We start from the raw sequence: 18,649 nt of genomic DNA, 5'->3' as shown, positions 1-18,649 counted from the left end.
GCGGTCGCATAATGTCAGGAGATCGCGCCTTACAAGTGGGTGCATCCGGACGAGGAACGGTGAGCCCGCCGGTTCACGCCCGGCGCGCTGCTTAGAGACTGCTGAGGCTGGGAAGATGAAGACAGGCGAGGCAACGTCCTCTTTCGTTCCCGCTCGGGACACCTGTCAGACCTGCGTTCCGAAGGGCGCGCGCCCATCTCACGGGAAGCCTTGAGGAGCTTTATAGCAGGTCTCATCGCTTTCTTCTAGGCGACGCATCCGATGCATCGCCAAAGCGGGCGGGGCCGCCCCGGCTTGACCAACCGGAAGCAGGAATCATGAGAGCAAGGGCGTCCAGATAATCGGCGAAGCCAGACCGGCGCGGTGGAAACTCGCACCGGGGTAGTGGGTCAGTTTGAAGCGAGTTGGTTGTCGGTCAAAGCTTCTTCCCGAAGGTCATAGGTTTCATTTCGACGGCTTTCCAATCGAAGAAATCATAAATGCCAGACCATGAGTAAACCTCGATTCCGCACGCCTGACATTTGAAGCTACCGGAAGTCCGGATCGGGTGCTGTTCTTGCGTGCTTTGGTAGCCCGCGCCGCACTTCGGGCAGCAAAATAGAACCGTGACTTGCGTTCCGCTGGTCATCCTCGAAATATGCGCCCCGACTCACCCGTTTTCCAGTGCGTGAGCCTGCCACAATCAAACTGATCCACCTACCCGGCCAGGTCTCTTTTGCGCCGCCACAAGAACGCGACAATTACGGCATTGCCTTCGTGTGCCGGAACCTCGGCTGGCGACTATGAGTCGGGCCAAACCAGCCGGGGTTCCGGCAGCAATAGACGGCCTCAGCAAAACGGTGCGCTGGGGCCGTTTCTTTTGCGGGGCTGGCGAAGAAATTGGCAGTCGTGTACGCGCCGCCTGTGCACATGATCAGGCTCACCGAGACGCGGAGGAGATCGCGCTTTACAAGTTGGTGCATCCGGAAGAGGAGGTGAGCCTCCGGTTCACTAGCGCATATAGATGCTGAAAAAGACAAATAGTGCCGTGACTACCTCGGTCATCGCCTTGCTCCCTGGCTTGCCATGCCTGGAAGGGCGGCCTTGAGGAATTGGCGGTAAATCGCGTTGAGGAGTAGGGCCAACATGATCGAACCCCGTTGTTTGAGCGACGGGGAGGCTAGACCGCCTTTGTTTCACGAGCTTTTCGTCGGCTGGAGAAATGGTTTCGTCGGAACTCGTGCATCCGGACGAGGAGCGGTGAGGGCGCCGCGGGTCCTCCAGATGAACAACACAGTCTGGTGACGGACTTCCTCGCCGAGCCGGACCCGACGCAGAAGGCTGGCCCCGTTGTCGTTCGGATCGCGGGCAACAAGGTACAATCCTAATAAATTGTTAATCACGGATTGGTACGCATTGGCTCAATCGCGGATAGCCTCCCCAAGTTACCGCGAGAATACGGAGACCCGCCGACCTCAACCCCGGCGGGTTTCTGCGTTATGAGCCTGTGCCCATGCGCGCTTGCTCAAAGAGCGGCCGGACACGGCACCACGGTGGCCGCATGCCTGACAGGTGAACTTCCGGCTGTATCACGCTGTTGCCCTACGATCGGGTGGAAATTTCGGGTTCGACCGCGAGCGGCCCGCAGCAGCAGATGGGCTCGGCATGGGTCGGCATCGCGTCTGCACCAGGATCAGCCCTCACCATCTACGAATGGGAATAGGAACCATCGCCATGATTAGCACCGCCACGATCTACAGCCCCACCGGCGAAAGCCGAACCCTGGAAGCCAATGCCGCGGCGCGCGAGGTGCGCAAGGATCCCACAGCGTGGTCCTTTACGAAACCGCCGCCGATCGGCTGGCACCGGGAAGTCCCGAAATACCGTGTCACCATCCAGGGCGGGGTGTATCCGTCGCCGAACAACCGTTTTCGGTTCGAGCCGCCCTTCGCCAGCTGCTCGGACAACAACGTCTGGCAATACGCAACGCGGCCCTACGACCACGGCGAGATCATCGAAACCCGCGAATGGCCACATGCCTCATTTCATCCGCTCAACTACGCGGCCGAGAAGGTGCTCGACTATTTCAGCCGAACACGATCAAGCCGAAGCCCGCGCGTTCGCTGCGATTGCGTGCGCGGCGCCAAGCGCAGCAGGTGCGCTGATTGCGTATGCCGAGGCCGAAGCCGAAGCGATGTTGCGTGCTCACCCGATTGTCGTGACGGCGTTGGTGGATGCGATCGTCGAGAAGGGCACGCTGAGCGGCATTGAAGTCGACGGGATCATCATGCAGGCGATGGCGGCTGAGGGCTTGGCCCTGGAGCGCCAGCGCCGAGCCGACTGGACCCGTGTCGAGCAGTCCGCCGCACGATTCGTGCGCTCGTGATCGGAAGGGGGAGGAAAGACCCATGGCCGCAGCGCAAGTCGACCGACTATCCAAGATATCTGGTCCGCATGAAATCAAAGTCAACGCCGAGATGATCAGGGCCGGGCGCGCCGCGCTGTTTTCTTGGCGGTTTTCTGGCGACGACGACTGTATTGAAGAGGTTTATACCGCGATGGAGACAGCGCGGCGTAAACCTCGGCGCAAAAAGCCTGCAGCTCCTTCGCGTCGTAGATGATGTCCTCGGCTATCGAAGCCACCATTTCTCGCGTGACCAGCACCCTTTGAGGTACAACGGGACGCGACACTTTCTCGAAATCGGGCCTAAGTTCGGGAGTTTTCCGGGAGGCCCGAAGGCGGAGCACGTACCATTTCCCGTCACGCTTGGTCCAAAGTCCGTGGGCAACCATATCCCGTTTTGCTTGCGTCTTGCTCGTGATGCGACTTGCTAACTTAGTGAATCGATCGGCAAATCTATGGTCCAGCTTGTCGTGGTACACACACCACTCCACAAGATAATCAATGACGAAGATGCGGTTCCGCGCCTGCATCGAGTTCACGACGATTCTGGATAGTGCGATCTCGACATCCAGGAGCGCTTGAACGGTTTCTTCTAACTCACGCTCCAGCACTGACCACTCGGCTACAATTTGACCAATCCCGGCCTTTAGCCACGTCGGCAAGTCGGTGCGATGGTCAAACCACTTCCAAGACAACTGCTTTTTCATGAGGGTGTCCCACGCTGGTCGAGTTCGGTCGGCATCGAGACATCTTGATCGCGGGTCGCAGGGCTAGGCAATACCCCGGCGAGCGCGCGGGGCGGCCCGTGGTGCGCCGAAAATTGGCAGGCGCAGGGCCTCGTCCAGTGCGGCGCCCGCACGGGCGCTCGGCGGCGGCCCCGTCGATCGGGTATTGCCGGTCTACCCGGGCCTTTCATTTGGATTTTTCAGCGGAGATCATACATCGGCGGAAACGGTGCAAGGGAAAGGGTTTCACTATGGGCTGGGATGCAAGTACACTTCATCAAGAAATTGATGTCGGCACGTCGTTTTGTATTACTGAATCGCCACAAGTGAGCGGTGCCCCAAGGTCACCCGCCGCTGGCGATATTTTGAGGATCGAGCGCAGCAACAACGAGAGAATGTCGGCGTCTATCGTTACCGCCTCTGGGTCAGAGATGGTGATTCACGCCAGTGATGGCTCTAGCTGGCATCTCACCCCTTGGACGCCCAACGATGGTCCTGTTGGAATTACGACGCCCGGGATGCATTCCGAATATTGGGTCATTCGCTCATCGGCATGATGCACGGTGTTAACCCGTCCGTGACTGACGTGAACGTCGGACCGTGACCGGCGCGATGTTTCTTAGAATCGGGCTGTTTGGTAATTGGCTTTTGCTTTTGTCCTAGCGAGAAATTCGTCGGTTACGGCCAAAGCTGACCTAACCGACCATTCTGCACAACCAGCCCCCAAGCAATGATCCGGAAAGTAAGGATTACCCGACCCCTGCACGAGTGCATTTGGAGGGAACAGTCGTTCCGTCCGACTGCGCAACCGCTCTTGCCGTTCTGAATCTGTCTGGTCAGTTTTAGCGCGCGAATGAACCAACTGGTTGCGAAGCTCTATAAGTATTTTCGCGTCGTGAAGCGGGGCGCCACCTTCATCGAATTGCCTGCAGCCAGTGGCAAGCAACGCGAATTGATATTTATAGAGGATCGAGCTGCGCTCCAATCGTTGAGGCTTCATTTTCCAAAAATCGGCGACGGCTTGCCGATGATTTCCGGACATGTCGGATAAGTAATTGAAGTGGCCATCGGCCGCATCATCAAAGAACTCGTTGATCACGGCCTCAAGGAAAGCGACAGTCGATAGAAGGCAATTGACCACGTATGCGCGGTGTAGGACATCGAATTTCGGTGGACCAACGTGGCCGACTTCGTTCTGTGCAGCTTGCTCGGCAAAGTGTCGGGCTCCCCAGAGATGATAGGAAGAGAAATATAGACGCATCGAAACGCCGATCGCCCCTGCAGCGCCGATCGCCCCTGTCATTTAATTTCCCCGTACTTCAGGGCATGGAAATCCCGTCATCGATCCCGCGCCCGCTTCCGCCGTTCCCAATGATGATCCTTCCTATCGGGATTGTACACGCGCTTCAATGCCTTCATGAACGCCGATCCGCGCCAGCATCGTCGGCCATCCGCGCTCCGCTGCATACGTCAGCACCTCGGCCGCCGTCGTCACCGCTGGCATGTTGCGTTCTGATTTTGGGATGGCTTTGGCGAGATAGGCAATCGCTTCGCGCAATGTGTTGAGCCTTGTGCCGTCCGGCAGTTCGATCGGATCATCGAACTTGCGCTGCCAGCCGCCCCCCTGCGTCATTTGATAGGCTTATCGATGCCTGGCGTTTCTACTCGCTCTTTCGCAGCAAGAACGGTTCGGGCACCCCAGCCACAGCCGATCACGAATGCGATCAGCGACGCGCCAAAGAACACCAACCCGGCGATGCGGTATATGTCCGAATGGCCCAGTCTCTTGTTCGCATCCGCATGCCGATCATCCGCAAGTTTCAGGTATTCAGTATTTTGCGGCGTGTCGTGCGGAAATCCCAACGAGGCAACCCGGTTAAACTGTTCGCATCTCAGGCGGTCCGATGCTTCGGCTCGTTTCGCCATGGTGAAGAAAGCAGCGGCTTGTGCAAGAACCACGAAAAACAAACCAGTCACGAATAGCCCGGCCGTAAATAGGACATCGGTCTTTGCCACGTCTGCCCGGAAAAAGGCCATTGCGGTTGGGATTGCCACCAGCGCGCCGCCGTTCAGATAGGTGACGGTCTGAAAGCTCTTGTTGGAATAGTCGACGGCGAGCTTTTCGTATTCAAAAGCCAAGGTCCGGAACGGTCCCGCGCGCTTCTCTACATCCTCGTAATAAAACTTGATGTCGATCCGATCCACGCGCTGCCGGAATTCCTCAGGGGTCTCGGTCATCCTGTTTCCTCGATCTCGGTAGGGACTTGCCTATCACCTTTTTGGCGAGGTCGCGGTACTCCTCAAGCATGTGGGCATTGAAAGCCATCTGGCTCTGGCAAAGGTGCTGCAGGATCGCAGTCAGCCGACTCACGATCTCAACCAAGGTCCGGAGTTCGGACATTGTGACCGATTTTTTCATCTCCTCCGGCGTGAGGTGCGCAATTCCAAGATTGCGCAGGTGGACAAGTCGACCGTGCACTTTCCAGTCGATTTTTTGATAGGTCTGTCGGAATTCTTCAATCAGTTCGGTTCGTGACGACGGGAGGACATCCGACCCGTGTCGATCTTCAAGCGTCTGCAAAAGACCTGTCACCACGGTAGGGTCTTTCAAGAGCCGATGAACTGCTTGGAAGCTCACCATTTGATCATCACGGTCGAGCAGGATCGAGACCCGCAGCGCCGCCATCATGAGCGCGTCACGATGCAAGACTGCGATAGATTGACGCCATTCGCCGTGCGGGTCGTCTGGAAGCAACAGCAGATCGTTTAATCCATCGCCCGACCCGAACGAGAACACGCATCGGCTCGCCACCGTGATGAGCCGGTCAGCATTGGCAAGGATGAAGCCAGCGTCACTCTGGAGAGCCATCAATCAGCCGATCGCTCGGTCGGTGGCATATCTCATCGGTGAGCCTGCTGCGATGGCAGCCGCTCGCTACGCTCCCACATGGCGTATTTCCGCGCCGTCCAGTCGCGTTGATCGCGCCAAGCCTGATAATCGGCTTCCGTCCGTTTTGCCGAAAACTCCCGCCACGCGGCCTCGAAATCCGCGCGCGCACAATCAAACGTCGGCGCGGTGCCGCCATGCTGCTCGCCGGGGTCAGACCCGGGATAGAAGCCACATAGCCATTGCCACGCGTCCTGATCGTGCGGCTGGCCGACGCGGCGCGCGATCGTGCCGACCTGCACATCGCCGAAATGGACGTGCCAACAGTCTTGGCCTTCGGGATAGCGGCGGCGGGTGAGGTCGGGCATGCGCTATTGAAGCGCGGCGGGGGCGGCAAGGGCAAGCCGCTACCGGTTGCGGTGGACAACGGTGGCGAGGGCTAACGCCGGGGCCGCGAGGGGGCGCCCCATGCCTTTCCTGGGCTGGGCCGCCATCACATAGGGGCAAACGCAGGGGCCTACGGGCGGGGCGCCCGGGGCAACGCACCCGAGGTTGCCACCTAGCCGGGGGGCCATGAGACGCTGGCAGACAGTCCGCCATTACGCTCGGCCCGGCGTTCGCGATGACGCCGAGGTGACGATCGATGCCGCCGACTGCCGGGCCATGCTCGAAAACCGGCGGCACCTCGACGACACGTCGCGCCTGATGTTGGAAATTGCGGTCAGGCACGGCAACGGCGTGATGACGTTTGGCGAAATGAAAAAGATCGCGCTCCGCGCCGTTGCCGAGGCTGGCACCATCAAGGCGGCGATCAAGGTGCTGGCGAAGTCACCAGCAGCGGCGCGCGTCGCTGTAGTCACGCCGGGGATGCACGCGAAAACCCGCCCGTGAAGGGGGTTCAACGAGCGGGTTCTCACTTTCCCCAAAGTCTGGCGCGGCGCGCGGCGGTTGCTCCGCGACCGGATGATAGTAGCGTTGAATCGACATTTCGTCTGTCCGGTGTCCAACTTTGAGACTCGACGAACCCGCTCGTCCTCGCTATTGGCAGGCGCCATGACGATCATGGAAGTCGAGATCGGCGACGCGCGACCGGCACGATCACTGGACACCAAGGCTGCCCTCGCATATCTCACCGCATCCGGCGCGGCGGCGATCACCATCATCGAGCGCGCAGGCGATCGTCAGGCTGGCCCGCAAGCTTGCAGCGAGAGCCCCGACACCGCAACGCAGCGAGCGCGCTGGCGCAATCTGCGGCCGATCAGAGGGTGACGCTGACGCCGCACCACGTTGCGATGACGCGCGCGGGCGATGCCGCAAACCGGATCGAGCAACACATGCATTTCCTGCGACGCACCGGCGAGCTGCGCGAATTCACCGGCATGTATAAACAGCGGCGCATGGCGGCGGCGGCGCAGGGCCAGGGCTTCATGACATATCAGGTTGCGGAAGCGCGGCTGCGGCGCGCGCTGATCCCGCTGCTTGTCGGCGGGCATGCCGCCCCGATGCAAATCACTGTTCGCGCATATTTTCGATCGATCTGGCGCGGCAACGAAAGAGGCAGCCAACTGAGGCGGCCTTACCACATGCGAATCTCTGCTCTGGGTCGGAGAACTACGGGCTAGCTGTTCTTCCGGTCTTGTGAGGCGGTCCACTCGTCAACCTGAGGCGTGAGGTCTTCTACCCGCTTCAATGTCCCGAGATGGAAGAGGCCAATTATTGCAATGCTCGGGATCAATACGGTTGCAGTTACTAGCGCCACTAGCGTCCACATGACAGCACCCGGTCTTTGACGCCCCGTTCGTAAACGAAAGCGGACTCAGGCGGGTTCCTAAAATCAAAAGGGGCCAGTCCCCAAAACGTAAAGTGACCACTAACCAAGTCCTTGAATGGAAAGGGGCCAGCACCAGTACTTGGGTACTGGCCGAATTAGGCCACCCCGCTTTTCAAAACAGGCCACTGTAAGTCGGGAACAAGTGGCAACGGGGCGAGTTTTGGGAACGCGCTTCTTTTCCCGAGAGACGCACAATCTACCTTCCCTAACGGCCCCAGATGGCTTTGCCACTCGCAGATTCGAAATAGGCCACTCTCGATTGGAACCTTTGTCCCAATGGAACTTTTGAAATAATTGGGTGCGTTCCCCGCCGGGGGCGGGCCCGATCTAGAACGGCCTCATACGGCCTCAGTCTGCCCCCGCGCTGAGGCCGTTTCTTTTTGGGCAAAGAAAAAATTCGCCGAGAGGCCGCCAACTGAGGCGGCCTTTTCTGTCAGATAAGCTGACCGTATTGCCCCGGAATAGACGGCTGTCAATTGCGGCTTTAAAGCGTTTTTTTCTTGCAAAATGATACTTGCGATCAGCCCGGCACACCAGTTGCCGGGCTTTCGCTTTCCTGCGTAGGGGCCAACTGAGGCGGCCTCACTTCGGGGGCTGTAGCTCGCCCTTCAGCCAGTCCGTTACTTGATCCGACTTCAGCGGATCGGGGCGGTCGCAATCGAAGCACTGGAACGTGCGCGGACCTTTGCCACCGGGAGGTAGCGCAAGGATCAAGAATGCCCCGCAACCGGGGCAGGTTGGTCGTTCAGCCTGGCCCATGGCCGATATTCAAAATCGTTACTCTTTAATTGCCTGTCCAATACCGGACTCAAATTAAGCCACTGCAATTTTCAAAATAGGCCACTGAGGGTCGAACTAGGCCAGTGCGCAGGGGCGGGCATCCGGGCCGGGCTCACCGAGGCCGACATCGCGACGGCGCAGGAACGAGCGCAGCGCCGCGCGGTATGAGCGGAAGGGCGGGCAGGCCGATTACTAATTGATTACTAGGAGCCCGTCCAGATAGGCGTTGCGATGGGCATTGTTGCAGGTTAGCCGGCTGAGGCTGCGTTTGCGAGGGTGAACAGCTTCAGGAGGTTGTCCAATGGGACGACAGGACTCTCGTCCCCCTCGGCGATTACGCAATTGCCCTACGGCCGGCTCGTGAAAGGCGAGGGCATGACTGCCGTCATGCGCGACCTCGTCGACGAATGCGTGGCCGTTGCGAAGGCGGATGGCGTGACGATTCCGGGCGACCGCGTAAGATCTATTGCACAGCAAGCGCAACGAGATTGATCATCTGATCACGATGTCAGGCACGAAAATCCGAATCGCTTCGACGCAATTCGTTCCGTTTCTGCAACATGCCAAGTCCTGAAGTCACGCTGCGTCGAGCACGCTGCTCAAACCGTGCACACCACGGGATGCCTATCTGCGATCGCCGCGCGAATATAACGCATGCGGTCCTGATAAACTCCGGTCCCGCGCCAACTTGCATATACCCAAGGGTAGATAGAAGTACTGACAATTTGATTCTACCCTCATTGAACTTTCACGAAAGACAGGCGCCACCGTATTACCACTAAGTGCATTGCTGCTCAGGGGCGTCTCACTGACTCAAGAATCCGAAACTCCAATTCTTCTACTGAAGGATGGGTCCTTAGCGCTACCAGAAATCTGCAAGTGAGAGAGTTGGAGCTCAAGTGCCTCGTCGAGCTTCTGGTTGTGTGCAGGTTGGGAGAGCCAGCATGAGGCGGAGACATTCTTTCGCAATCGTCCTCGTTGGAAATCGTAGTTTACTTAGAGACGGCGTCGCCGGAATCCTGCGTTCGGCAAATTTTCGTATCGTAGCATCCGTGTCATGCGCCGATGACTTTCTTGGCAGCAAAGTCCAACCACACCACCCGCTGTTTCTCATTGTCCATATTGGCGATGATTTCGACGTAGTGACCGAACAAATCGAACTTTTAAGGCGCAGCAACCCGGGCGGCCGAATCGCGATCGTTGCCGATCGCTATCGGCTGGAAGACGTGGTTTCAGCATTTCGGACAGGCGCCAATGGCTATTTCGTCGAGGCCATGACGTCCGAAATATTCATCAAATCAATAGAACTGGTAATGATGGGTGAAACAGTTCTCCCCGCGGCATTTCTGCTATTCGTTCTGGGTCCCGAAGGCGAGCCCCTGGACCATGCTGGCCCACGCGACGCCAGCAGCGAGGCGCTCATCGCCACGCCACAGGACGCGGCTGCACTGCAGCTTTCGCCACGGGAGAAAACGATTCTACGCTGTCTGGTTGATGGCGATTCCAACAAATCCATAGCGCGAAAATTTCACATCACCGACGGGACCGTGAAGGGCCATGTCGCGTCGATCCTTCGCAAGATGCGGGTCCACAATCGCACACAGGCGGCGACTTGGGGGATGCTCACACGAACAACCAGCACCAACCCGCCGCCACCGGCAGCCGGCGCGGGTAGCCAGCTGCCAGCGCCAGTGGGGGTGAACTCTGCGATCGAGCAAATTGAAGGACCGTTGCGACCAACCGGAAGCAAACCGCACTGAGGTGCCTCGCCTCGACCGCCTCCTCTGAAACGGCGCAGCCCGACTCCGCAAATAACCGGCATGTGATTTTCTTTCCGGCGATGAGAGGAATTGAAAATGAGCTGGTGTCGGCCAGCGGTCGGCGCCGGTTTTCTAGCCAGCTCCCTCTTTCTGCGTTCCTTGTTCCAAAGGGTTGACGCACATTTGAGGGGTACCTCCGAAGAAGTACACTGAAAAGAAGCCGCTCCCAGCTTTGGGTGATTTTCCGTGGGTATCTCCGTTTGCTACGTCCGGAGGACAGAGAGACGAGCAATCAGATACGTGCGGCGGTCGGTATTGATGACGAGGCTCGTTTTGATCGAAGCGCGGGCTGGCCTTACTGGAACACGGATGCGACGACTACCGGCGCGCATGAATCCCATGTCGCCGTTGATCGGGACTGCCGTGGCAATCCGCGCAACGGGTCGGCACGTCGTGAACGACCGTTGAGCGCATTCCGTCGCGGCCTGTCGGCAGAGATTTTCCGATTCCAAGAACCGCCTCGACCGCGGGTTCCTCAACGCGCTGTCGGCGATCAGTTCAAGTCATGAAATAATTCGCAAGGGAACTTTGAGCAGTTCACGCCTTCGATGATCGAACACAATTCTCCGCAGCCTAACCCCAAAAGGGGTAGGCCATGCGAGTTATAGGTTTCGGGTATAGGCGGAGCGCATAATGACGCATCTGAACAGGCCATTTCGCCACGCGACAGGTGATTGCAGATGGGTCGCACGGTCATTCTCAATGAGGTAGTGAATACGGCCTGCGACATCGCAGGCTCGTCGCGCAACGATTCGGACAAGACGCTGTTGGCGAAGACAATGAGGCCCCTGCCCACGCAGGGACGATCCGCGACCCTGTGGGCGGCTGCGGCTATGCTCGCGATGACTTGGATGTCGGAAACCCGGGCTTCCCCGGATCAAGCGCCATACCTGGCGGATGCGCAACACGCGACGGCTGCCCGCAATCTCGATTCTGTCGGGATGGCAGGTGAAGGCGAGTTCGAGGCGTTGCCGCTGAGCCGGCGCAGCAACGACAAATCGGTGCAAGTTGCGCAAGCGACGACGAACGATACAGGAGTTCTGCAGCAGTCTTCGGAGCAGGAGCATCCCGGGGCGGAGACGCTGTCCTGCGAACTCACCGTTGCAAGGCGCGATGTCGAGTTGCTGCAACATCTCGGGCAGGAGCACGATCGGGCTGAACGGCTGGAGCAGGATCTTGCGGCGGCGCGGCGCGACGTCGAAACCCAGACCGCGCTGGCGACGAAAGCGGGTGAGGAAGCGTCCCGGCTGAAACAGGCGGGGGAGAGCGGCGCGGCGGAGTTGCAGAAGTCGCTGCAACAGGAGCGCGAGCGGTCCGCGCGGCTGGAGCAGGATCTGGCGGCGCGGCGTGGTGTCGAGACCGCACTGGCGACGAAAGCAGATGAGGAAGCGTCCCGGCTGAAACGGGCGGGCGAGAGCGGCGCCGCGGAGTTGCAGAAATCGCTGCAACAGGAGCGCCAGCGGGCGGAGCGGCTGGAGCAGGATCTTGCGGCGGCTCGGCGCGATGTCGAAACCCAGACCGCGCTGGCGACGAAAGCGGGTGAGGAAGCCTCTCGGCTAAAACAGGCAGGAGAGGGCGGTACGGCGAAGCTGCAGAGGTCGCTGCAACAGGAGCGCGAGCGGTCCGCACGGTTGGAGCAGGATCTTGCGGAGGCGCGCCGTGATGTCGAAACCCAGGGCGCGCTGGCGACGAAAGCAAGCGAGGAAGCGTCCCGGCTGAAACAGGCGGGGGAGAGCGGCGCGGCGGAGTTGCAGAAGTCGCTGCAACAGGAGCGCGAGCGGTCCGCGCGGCTGGAGCAGGATCTGGCGGCGCGGCGTGGTGTCGAGACCGCACTGGCGACGAAAGCAGATGAGGAAGCGTCCCGGCTGAAACGGGCGGGCGAGAGCGGCGCCGCGGAGTTGCAGAAGTCCCTGCAACAGGAGCGCGAACGTTCCGCGCAGCTGGAGCAGGATCTGGCAACCGCACGCCGCGATGTCGAGACCCAGACCGCGCTGGCGGCAAAGGCAAGCGAGGACGCTGCGCGGCGGAAACAGGCGGCGGATGCCAGTGCCACGGAGTTGAGGCAATCAATGCAGAAAGAGCACGACAGGGCCGAGGCGCTTGCGCGCGACCTCTCGCTGGCGCGGAGCGAGGTCTACGCGTATCAGGCTCGAGCCAGTAAAGCCGGCGACGAAGCGGCAGAGCTCAGACAGGCGGTTGCAAACGGCGCGCCGTCGCTCCGCAAATCCGCGCAGGACGCGCGCGATCGGGCGGAGCGGCTGGAACAGGATCTTGCAACGGCGCGTCGCGATCGCGAAACCCAGACCGCACTGGCGGCCAAGGCGAGCGAGGAGGCCGCCCAAGCGAGGCAAATGGCGGAGCGGGACTTGGCCGCGTTGCGCAGTTCGCTGCAGCAGGAACGCGCCAGGGCCGAACGAATCGAACGGGATCTCGCGCTTGCGCAACGGGTTGCGACCAATCTCGTGACCATCGGTTCGAACGCTCGGGACAAGCCGGTCGATGAAAGCAACAATCCCGCCGCCGACCAGGCACCAGCGGCGAGCGCCCAGGGCGATGCTCAGCCCAATTCCGAGGAAGCTGCGGTGGCGGCGGGGTTGGTTGCGCGCGCGAGCACGCTGCTCCGGCAGGGCGATATAGGCGCAGCGCGGATTGTGCTGGAGCGCGCCGTCGAGATGGGCAGCGCCCAGGCGAGCTTCTCGCTCGCAGAAACCTTTGATCCATTGATCCTTGCCAAATGGGGAACATATGGGACGCGCGGCGATGCGATCAAAGCGCAAGATCTCTATACGAAGGCCGACGCCGCAGGAATCCAGGAGGCGAAAGCGCGGTTCGAGGCGCTGCGTCGGTAGCACCAATATTCTCGGACCGGCGAAATCGCCAACAGTCTTGGCGCGGAAAGGAGTTGGTCGATGGACAGATTTGTAGGAATACGCCCGTTGCTTCGGCTCACGCTGTTGGCCCCGCTGCTCCTGATCATTCAACCTTCCTGGGGGGGGGCGCGGACGCAAAATCTCCATACGCAAAGCGTTGTTCGCCCGATGCGGCCTCAGCCGCAGCTAAAGCCGGAAGTGGCGGCCATGAACGCCTGGACCGTCGGTCTCGCCGGGGGGCTCCTGGAGGGCGCGCCCATCCGCCTGGCCGCGGAGATCGCTCGCGTGGTCGACGATGGAGACAACCTGCATGTTCTGCCGGTCGTGACTCGAGGGGCCACGGAAAACGTGAATTCACTGCTCTATCTGCGCGGCATCGATGCGGCGATCATCAATTCCGACGCGCTCGAGGAGTACAAGAGCCAGGTGCCGGACATCCAGCGCCGGCTTGCCTATGTGCTCAATCTGTTCCCGTCTGAACTGCATATCTTTGTCCGACCGGAGATTCAGAGCCTGAACGACCTCGTCGGCAAGAAGGTGAATTTCAATACCCAAGGCACTGCCGCAGCCTATTCGGGACCGCTGATCTTCAGTCGCCTCGGTCTCGAGGTGGAAAAGACCTTCATCCCGCATCAGGTCGCGCTGGAGCAGATGCGCAAGGGCGAGATGGCGGCCGTCGTCTTCATTACGTCGAAGCCGGTGGATGCGTTCGTGAAAGGCCGATGGGAGTCCGGCTTCAAGTTCCTGCCGGTCCCCTATGACAGCAAGTTCGAGGACTATTATCTTCCAGCCGCTCTCGACGCGACCGACTATCCCAATCTGATCAAGCAGGGCGAACGCGTGACCACGATTGCCGTGCCGACCGCGCTGGTCGCCTTCAACTGGCCGGCCAAATCGAACCGCTTTGAGCGTGTCGCCCGCTTTATCGAGCACCTGTTTTCGCGGATTGAAAAGTTGCAGGGACCCGGCTTCGACGCGAAGTGGAAATCGATCAATCTGGGGGCCACCGTTCCTGGTCTCGCGCGCTTCCCGGCGGCGCAGGCGTGGCTCGATCGCCAGCCCCGCGCGACGCAAGCATCGCAATGAAACGCGCGGCCATCCCGCTCGCGGTTGCAATCACCGTCACGAGCGGGATTGCCTTGGCGCAAGGGATAGAGGACCCGATGGCGCAGCTTCGCGCCTGCTCGATGATGGAGCGCGCCGAACGGCTCGATTGCCTGGACAAGGTGTCGCGCAGCATCCCGCCTGAACGTCGCCAGGCGCGCAACACAGACAATTGGATTGTCAGCGAAACAACGTCGCCCGTGGACTATTCACCGATCGCCGCGGCCACGACGTTCTCGCGCGACGGTCCGAGCGAATCCGCGATGAGGCTCTCAATTCGCTGCCGCGGCGGACGGACCGAACTGGTGGTCGTGGGACCCGGCATCTCCGGCCGCAGCGACGATTATGCGATTTCCTATCGCATCAACGACGGTCAACCGCTGCAGATCGCGGCAGCCGTGCCGGCATCCGGAGCTGGTGTCGCGTTTGCGGGTGACGTTGTTCGCTTGTTGCAGTCGCTTCCGGACGGTGGAAGCCTCCGCATCCACCTTGCACCCCGGGCTGGAACCGCCTTGGCCGGAATGTTCTCGCTGGCCGGGCTGGAGACGGTGCGTGCCAAGCTGGCCGCAACGTGCAAATGGCCACATGCGATCGCGAAACCCAACGACTGATGCAGTCCGCTAAAGTTTCTTCGATAGGAGAGGCACCGCCCGAGACCTGCGAAGCGCGTGCCGTGATCGTGGCGTGGAAAGCCGCATCGATGTCGAGCTTGGTGCCCGGCTGTTTCGTCACCTGATGGCGTTGCCGATCGCATATTTCCGGACCCGCCGCGTTGGCGATTCGATGGCACGCGCCCGCGAGCTCGAGAGTATCCGCCAGTTCCGTTTTCCGTGACTATCCTGCGCCCGTGACCCGCAACGCGGGCGAGGAGCACGAGATGGTGTTGATGCGGTGGGGTATGCCGCCGCTGCGCGTCGAGCTGCCGTCCTGATCAAGAAGGGGCCGGGGGTTGTTGTCCCGGCCCCTTCTCACACGCAGGGAAGCGCTTCGCTGAAAGTCGCTAGCCGGCCTCTATGAGGCGCGCGGCACGACGCTCGGCGGAGACGAAGAACATCCGCTTGAGCTTGTTGACGGCGCGGATGGCGAACCCGAGCCCGAGCGGATTGCTCTGCCGGAGGAAGGCGACCTTCTTCACATAACCCTCGACATGCCATTTGGCGTGCGCACCCTCGCGGAAAAAGATCACGTCACCGACGCCATAGCGCTTCGGCGGCATGCCCTCGCTCTCGAGCACGATTGATCCTTCGAGGATCATGATGGTCTCGTCGAGATCGTAGTACCACTTGAACTTGCCCTCGGTGCAGGACCAGATCAGGGTCTTGGCAGTGCCGCACGCGCTGGTTGATAGCGGGTGCGAGCGGGCTTCCGGATTGCCTTCAAGAATCCAGGATGGTTCGATCGGCGACGGCTTGAGATCCACGTTGCAATGTCCGGTTTCAATAAGTGTGAGCGGCATCGGTCACCTCAAATGATTGAATAAAGTACGCGCTTCTAAAGATCCCGGTGATGCTAGCTGCTGATCTTCAATTCCTCCGGGACCCGTATAATGAGATTTTTCGCGAAGAGTATAAAGAGGCCACTTTGCCGCAAGTAGTGCGGCGGCGCGCCGCACGCGCTCAATCTGTCTGAGGATTTCCACACATGGAGCGTCCTTTGCGGACTGCCACAAAAAGCGCGGGGCCAAGGCCAGGTCCTCGCACCATTGTCGACCTCAACGCTACTCTGGATTGCGTTGGCCAGGATATCCTGGTCGACGAAGCAACCATGAGTTGCGCAAGAAAGTGGCGAATGAGCTACGATGTGCCCTATCTGGTCCGCGCAATCGGATTGATCTGCGCGAGGGATGATCGTGCATGGATAACGGTGCGCTGCAAACGGTGCGCGTCTGCCATCGCGGCGGTCAGGCGGTGTTGCCGGCGTCCACCGTCAGCACCGTGCCGGTGATGTTCCGGCCGCCTTCGCCCAGGAGATACTCGACCATGGAAGCGACGTCGTCGGCCTCGGGCAGGCGGCGCAACGCGCTGCGACCGGCGATGCGCCGGCGGCCGTCGTCGTCTAAGGACCTGGTCAATTCGGTGTCGACGAAGCCGGGGGCGATCGCATTCACGGTGATGCCGAGCTTGCCAACTTCGCGGGCCAGCGAACGGGTGAAGCCGGCGGCCGCGGCCTTGGACGCGGCATAGACGGAGAGGCCGTTGTAGCCGGTCGAGGCGATGATGGAGGAGATGTTGACGATGCGTCCGGCGCCGTCGGCCATCATGTGCCGCACCACGTATTTGGTCAGAACGATCGGCGACAGCACGTTCAGACGAATCAACGCCTCGATCTCGGAATTGCGCATGGTGGCCAGCAGCCCCTCGGTGCCGATCCCGGCATTGTTGACGAGGCCGTGGATCGCGCCGAAGGCGTCGCGCAGCTCCTTCACGAAGGCGGGAATCTCGTCGGTCCGGCCAAGATCGAACGCCCTGAAGTGAAGGCGGTCCGCTCCCGTTTCGCGGATGGCGTGTCCCAGATCCTCGCTCTCGCGGCGCGCGACCGCGATCACGCTGTAGTCGCCGGATGCGGCGAGCCTGCGCGTAATCGCAAGCCCGATGCCACGGCTACCGCCGGTGACGAGGACGTTACGCATCGGCGCGCACCAGTTTCCCGGCTTCCGTGACGTCGAGCCGCTCGACGAAGCGGATCACCGCAGGCACCTTGTGCGCCGCGAGCGAGTCTTTGCACCGGCCGAGAATTTCCATGCGGATCGTCTCGTGGCAAGCCGCATCGGTGCCGTCGGCGAGGACGACGTCGGCGATCACGATGGCGCCGGTGATCGGGCTCCTGCGCGACCGCGCGCGCGACATCCGCACGGACTCGTGCCGGTTGATCACGGCCTCGATCTCCTCGGGATGGACCTTCAGCCCGCCGATGTTGATGATGCCGCCGCGCCGGCCGACGAAGTGGTAGCGCTCGCCGCGCAGCTCGATCATGTCGCCGGTGTCGACGAAGCCCTCGGCATCGGCGAGCGGGGGCGCATTGGCGCCGATATAGGCGCGCGCCGTGCGGTGGGAGCGGATCCGGAGTGAACCGTCGACGACCTTCATCTCGACGCCGTCGCGGTTCCGCCCGATCAGGTCGGCGGGAAAACCCTCGCGCCCGTCGTCCACCGCGAAACCGACGCCGGCCTCAGTTGAAGCATAGGCATGCCCGATCGACGCATGCGGAAACGCCCGGGCAAGGCCGTCGAGCACCGCCTGGTCGGCGATTTCACCGGACAGGCGGACATATCGCGGCGAGAAGTTCGCGGCCGCACCGCTCATCAGGAGCTTGCGCCAGTGCGATGGCGTCCCGGAGATGTGGGTGACGCCGCCTGCCCGCAGCCGTGCCACGTGGTCTGCGATGGCTTCCCCGGGCTCCGACAGCACGATCGATCCGCCGCCGATCACGGCGCGCAGCAAGATCTGCAGGCCGCCGTAGCGGCGGATGTCGTAGAACGTCGCCCAGGTCGCGTTCGGGTGGCGCGCAGGCCCCTCGGCGATGATCGCGCCGGCCAGCCCATCGAGCGTATGTCCGACGATCTTCGGCAGCCCGGACGTCCCCGAGGTCAGCATCAGCCACTCGGTCGCGCGTTCGGTCTTCCATCCCTCGGCCGCCCGTTCGGGCAGGCCGGCGCCGACAACCAGGTACGCGCCAGCATCGTATCGGTGCAGCGACTGATCGGTGACGATGGCGTCGATCTCGGCATCCGCAAGCAGGGCCTGGATGCGATCCGGATCGAAGTCGGGCGGGCACAGCAGCATGCGGCGGGCGATGCCGTCGAGCTCGATCATCGCGAGCGCGGACAGCAGCTGTCCCGATGTCGCAAGCAGCACCGAGCGGCCGGACAGCTCGCGGGATCTGCCGATCAGGCAGCTGTGCCGGAGAATGTCGGTCAGCGATACGCCGTGCCGGGCATCGGAAATCGTGCGGCCCTTCAGCTCCGGGCCGAGATATTCGCGCAGCGCGAAGATTTCAGGCGGGGACATTCTCGTATGCTCTGACGAATTCGCCGACGGTCGACGGGAAGGCGGCGTCCTCCGCGACGGTGAACGGATCAACGCCGAGATCGTCCTCCAGCCGCGCGACGAGGATTGCGAACGCGAGCGAGTCGAACCCGGTTTCGTGCAGCGACAGATCGTCGTGGAGCGGCGGAAGCGTGACCTTCTGCTCTTCAGCGATCCGTTGCATCGCCGAGAAAATCCTCGACCTAACCGACATGGGACACCTC

At 61.0% G+C, this 18,649-nt stretch carries 20 protein-coding genes; 10 read left to right on the top strand and 10 right to left on the bottom strand.

Annotation, left to right across the window (positions count from 1 at the left end; translation table 11 throughout):
* Positions 1-2,014: 2,014 nt before the first annotated feature.
* A complete protein-coding gene (locus V1289_RS08175; RefSeq protein WP_334396463.1) occupies positions 2,015-2,365 on the top strand; it encodes a hypothetical protein in 351 nt (116 codons plus the stop codon).
* A gap of 95 nt (positions 2,366-2,460) precedes the next feature.
* On the opposite strand, the gene V1289_RS08170 is transcribed toward V1289_RS08175, so the two are convergent.
* The 6 genes from V1289_RS08170 to V1289_RS08145 all read right to left on the bottom strand — a co-directional run bounded on the left by V1289_RS08170 (position 2,461) and on the right by V1289_RS08145 (position 6,363).
* A complete protein-coding gene (locus V1289_RS08170) occupies positions 2,461-3,090 on the bottom strand; it encodes a hypothetical protein (RefSeq protein ID WP_334396462.1) in 630 nt (209 codons plus the stop codon).
* Positions 3,091-3,727: 637 nt separating this feature from the next.
* Positions 3,728-4,411 carry a hypothetical protein gene (locus V1289_RS08165; RefSeq protein ID WP_334396461.1) on the bottom strand — a complete coding sequence of 228 codons (684 nt, stop codon included), beginning with the start codon at positions 4,409-4,411 and terminating at the stop codon, positions 3,728-3,730.
* An 81-nt stretch (positions 4,412-4,492) separates the two neighbouring features.
* Positions 4,493-4,741 (bottom strand): hypothetical protein, encoded by a 249-nt coding sequence (locus V1289_RS08160; RefSeq protein WP_334396460.1) that lies wholly within the window; start codon positions 4,739-4,741, stop codon positions 4,493-4,495.
* Positions 4,738-5,346: a hypothetical protein gene (locus tag V1289_RS08155; RefSeq protein ID WP_334396459.1), complete on the bottom strand. Its 609-nt coding sequence runs from the start codon at positions 5,344-5,346 to the stop codon at positions 4,738-4,740. The genes V1289_RS08160 and V1289_RS08155 overlap by 4 nt, the downstream gene beginning before the upstream one ends.
* On the bottom strand, positions 5,330-5,980 hold the full coding sequence (locus V1289_RS08150; RefSeq protein WP_334396458.1) for a hypothetical protein: 651 nt from the start codon (positions 5,978-5,980) through the stop codon (positions 5,330-5,332). The genes V1289_RS08155 and V1289_RS08150 overlap by 17 nt, the downstream gene beginning before the upstream one ends.
* Before the next feature lie 29 nt (positions 5,981-6,009).
* The gene (locus tag V1289_RS08145) at positions 6,010-6,363 is read right to left on the bottom strand and encodes a hypothetical protein (RefSeq protein WP_334396457.1); all 354 of its coding nucleotides are present in this window, start codon (positions 6,361-6,363) and stop codon (positions 6,010-6,012) included.
* A 265-nt stretch (positions 6,364-6,628) separates the two neighbouring features.
* Between V1289_RS08145 and V1289_RS08140 the strand changes: the two genes are divergently transcribed.
* From V1289_RS08140 to V1289_RS08100, 9 genes are all read left to right on the top strand, one after another.
* Positions 6,629-6,886 (top strand): hypothetical protein, encoded by a 258-nt coding sequence (locus V1289_RS08140; RefSeq protein WP_334396456.1) that lies wholly within the window; start codon positions 6,629-6,631, stop codon positions 6,884-6,886.
* Positions 6,887-7,048: 162 nt separating this feature from the next.
* On the top strand, positions 7,049-7,264 hold the full coding sequence (locus V1289_RS08135; protein ID WP_334396455.1) for a hypothetical protein: 216 nt from the start codon (positions 7,049-7,051) through the stop codon (positions 7,262-7,264).
* Positions 7,261-7,617, top strand: coding sequence for a hypothetical protein (locus V1289_RS08130; protein WP_334396454.1), 357 nt, complete (start codon positions 7,261-7,263; stop codon positions 7,615-7,617). Before V1289_RS08135 ends, V1289_RS08130 begins: the two co-directional genes overlap by 4 nt.
* A 1,265-nt stretch (positions 7,618-8,882) precedes the next feature.
* Positions 8,883-9,098, top strand: a complete 216-nt coding sequence (locus tag V1289_RS08125; protein ID WP_334396453.1) for a ketopantoate reductase family protein — start codon at positions 8,883-8,885, stop codon at positions 9,096-9,098.
* Between the two features lie 452 nt (positions 9,099-9,550).
* Entirely contained in the window at positions 9,551-10,366 is an 816-nt protein-coding gene (locus V1289_RS08120) for a response regulator transcription factor (RefSeq protein WP_334396452.1), read from the top strand.
* 740 nt (positions 10,367-11,106) lie between these two features.
* Positions 11,107-13,275, top strand: a complete 2,169-nt coding sequence (locus V1289_RS08115; RefSeq protein ID WP_334396451.1) for a hypothetical protein — start codon at positions 11,107-11,109, stop codon at positions 13,273-13,275.
* 60 nt (positions 13,276-13,335) lie between these two features.
* Positions 13,336-14,382, top strand: a complete 1,047-nt coding sequence (locus V1289_RS08110; RefSeq protein WP_334396450.1) for a TAXI family TRAP transporter solute-binding subunit — start codon at positions 13,336-13,338, stop codon at positions 14,380-14,382.
* Entirely contained in the window at positions 14,379-15,011 is a 633-nt protein-coding gene (locus V1289_RS08105; RefSeq protein ID WP_334396449.1) for a hypothetical protein, read from the top strand. The genes V1289_RS08110 and V1289_RS08105 overlap by 4 nt, the downstream gene beginning before the upstream one ends.
* 73 nt (positions 15,012-15,084) lie before the next feature.
* On the top strand, positions 15,085-15,234 hold the full coding sequence (locus tag V1289_RS08100; protein WP_334407994.1) for a hypothetical protein: 150 nt from the start codon (positions 15,085-15,087) through the stop codon (positions 15,232-15,234).
* Between the two features lie 166 nt (positions 15,235-15,400).
* Here the strand turns inward: V1289_RS08100 and V1289_RS08095 are convergent, their stop codons facing one another.
* The 4 genes from V1289_RS08095 to V1289_RS08080 all read right to left on the bottom strand — a co-directional run bounded on the left by V1289_RS08095 (position 15,401) and on the right by V1289_RS08080 (position 18,639).
* Positions 15,401-15,856, bottom strand: coding sequence for a cupin domain-containing protein (locus V1289_RS08095; RefSeq protein WP_334396448.1), 456 nt, complete (start codon positions 15,854-15,856; stop codon positions 15,401-15,403).
* A gap of 444 nt (positions 15,857-16,300) precedes the next feature.
* Positions 16,301-17,029, bottom strand: coding sequence for an SDR family NAD(P)-dependent oxidoreductase (locus V1289_RS08090; RefSeq protein WP_334396446.1), 729 nt, complete (start codon positions 17,027-17,029; stop codon positions 16,301-16,303).
* Positions 17,022-18,407 (bottom strand): AMP-binding protein, encoded by a 1,386-nt coding sequence (locus tag V1289_RS08085; protein WP_334396445.1) that lies wholly within the window; start codon positions 18,405-18,407, stop codon positions 17,022-17,024. The genes V1289_RS08090 and V1289_RS08085 overlap by 8 nt, the downstream gene beginning before the upstream one ends.
* Positions 18,394-18,639, bottom strand: a complete 246-nt coding sequence (locus V1289_RS08080) for an acyl carrier protein (RefSeq protein ID WP_309178794.1) — start codon at positions 18,637-18,639, stop codon at positions 18,394-18,396. The genes V1289_RS08085 and V1289_RS08080 overlap by 14 nt, the downstream gene beginning before the upstream one ends.
* Positions 18,640-18,649: the final 10 nt, after the last annotated feature.

The sequence above is a fragment of the Bradyrhizobium sp. AZCC 2289 genome, assembly GCF_036924615.1.
In the GTDB taxonomy this organism is placed as follows: domain Bacteria; phylum Pseudomonadota; class Alphaproteobacteria; order Rhizobiales; family Xanthobacteraceae; genus Bradyrhizobium.
The sequence above is the reverse complement of the archived record's forward strand: the minus strand, read 5'-3'. Positions and strand labels throughout refer to the sequence as shown.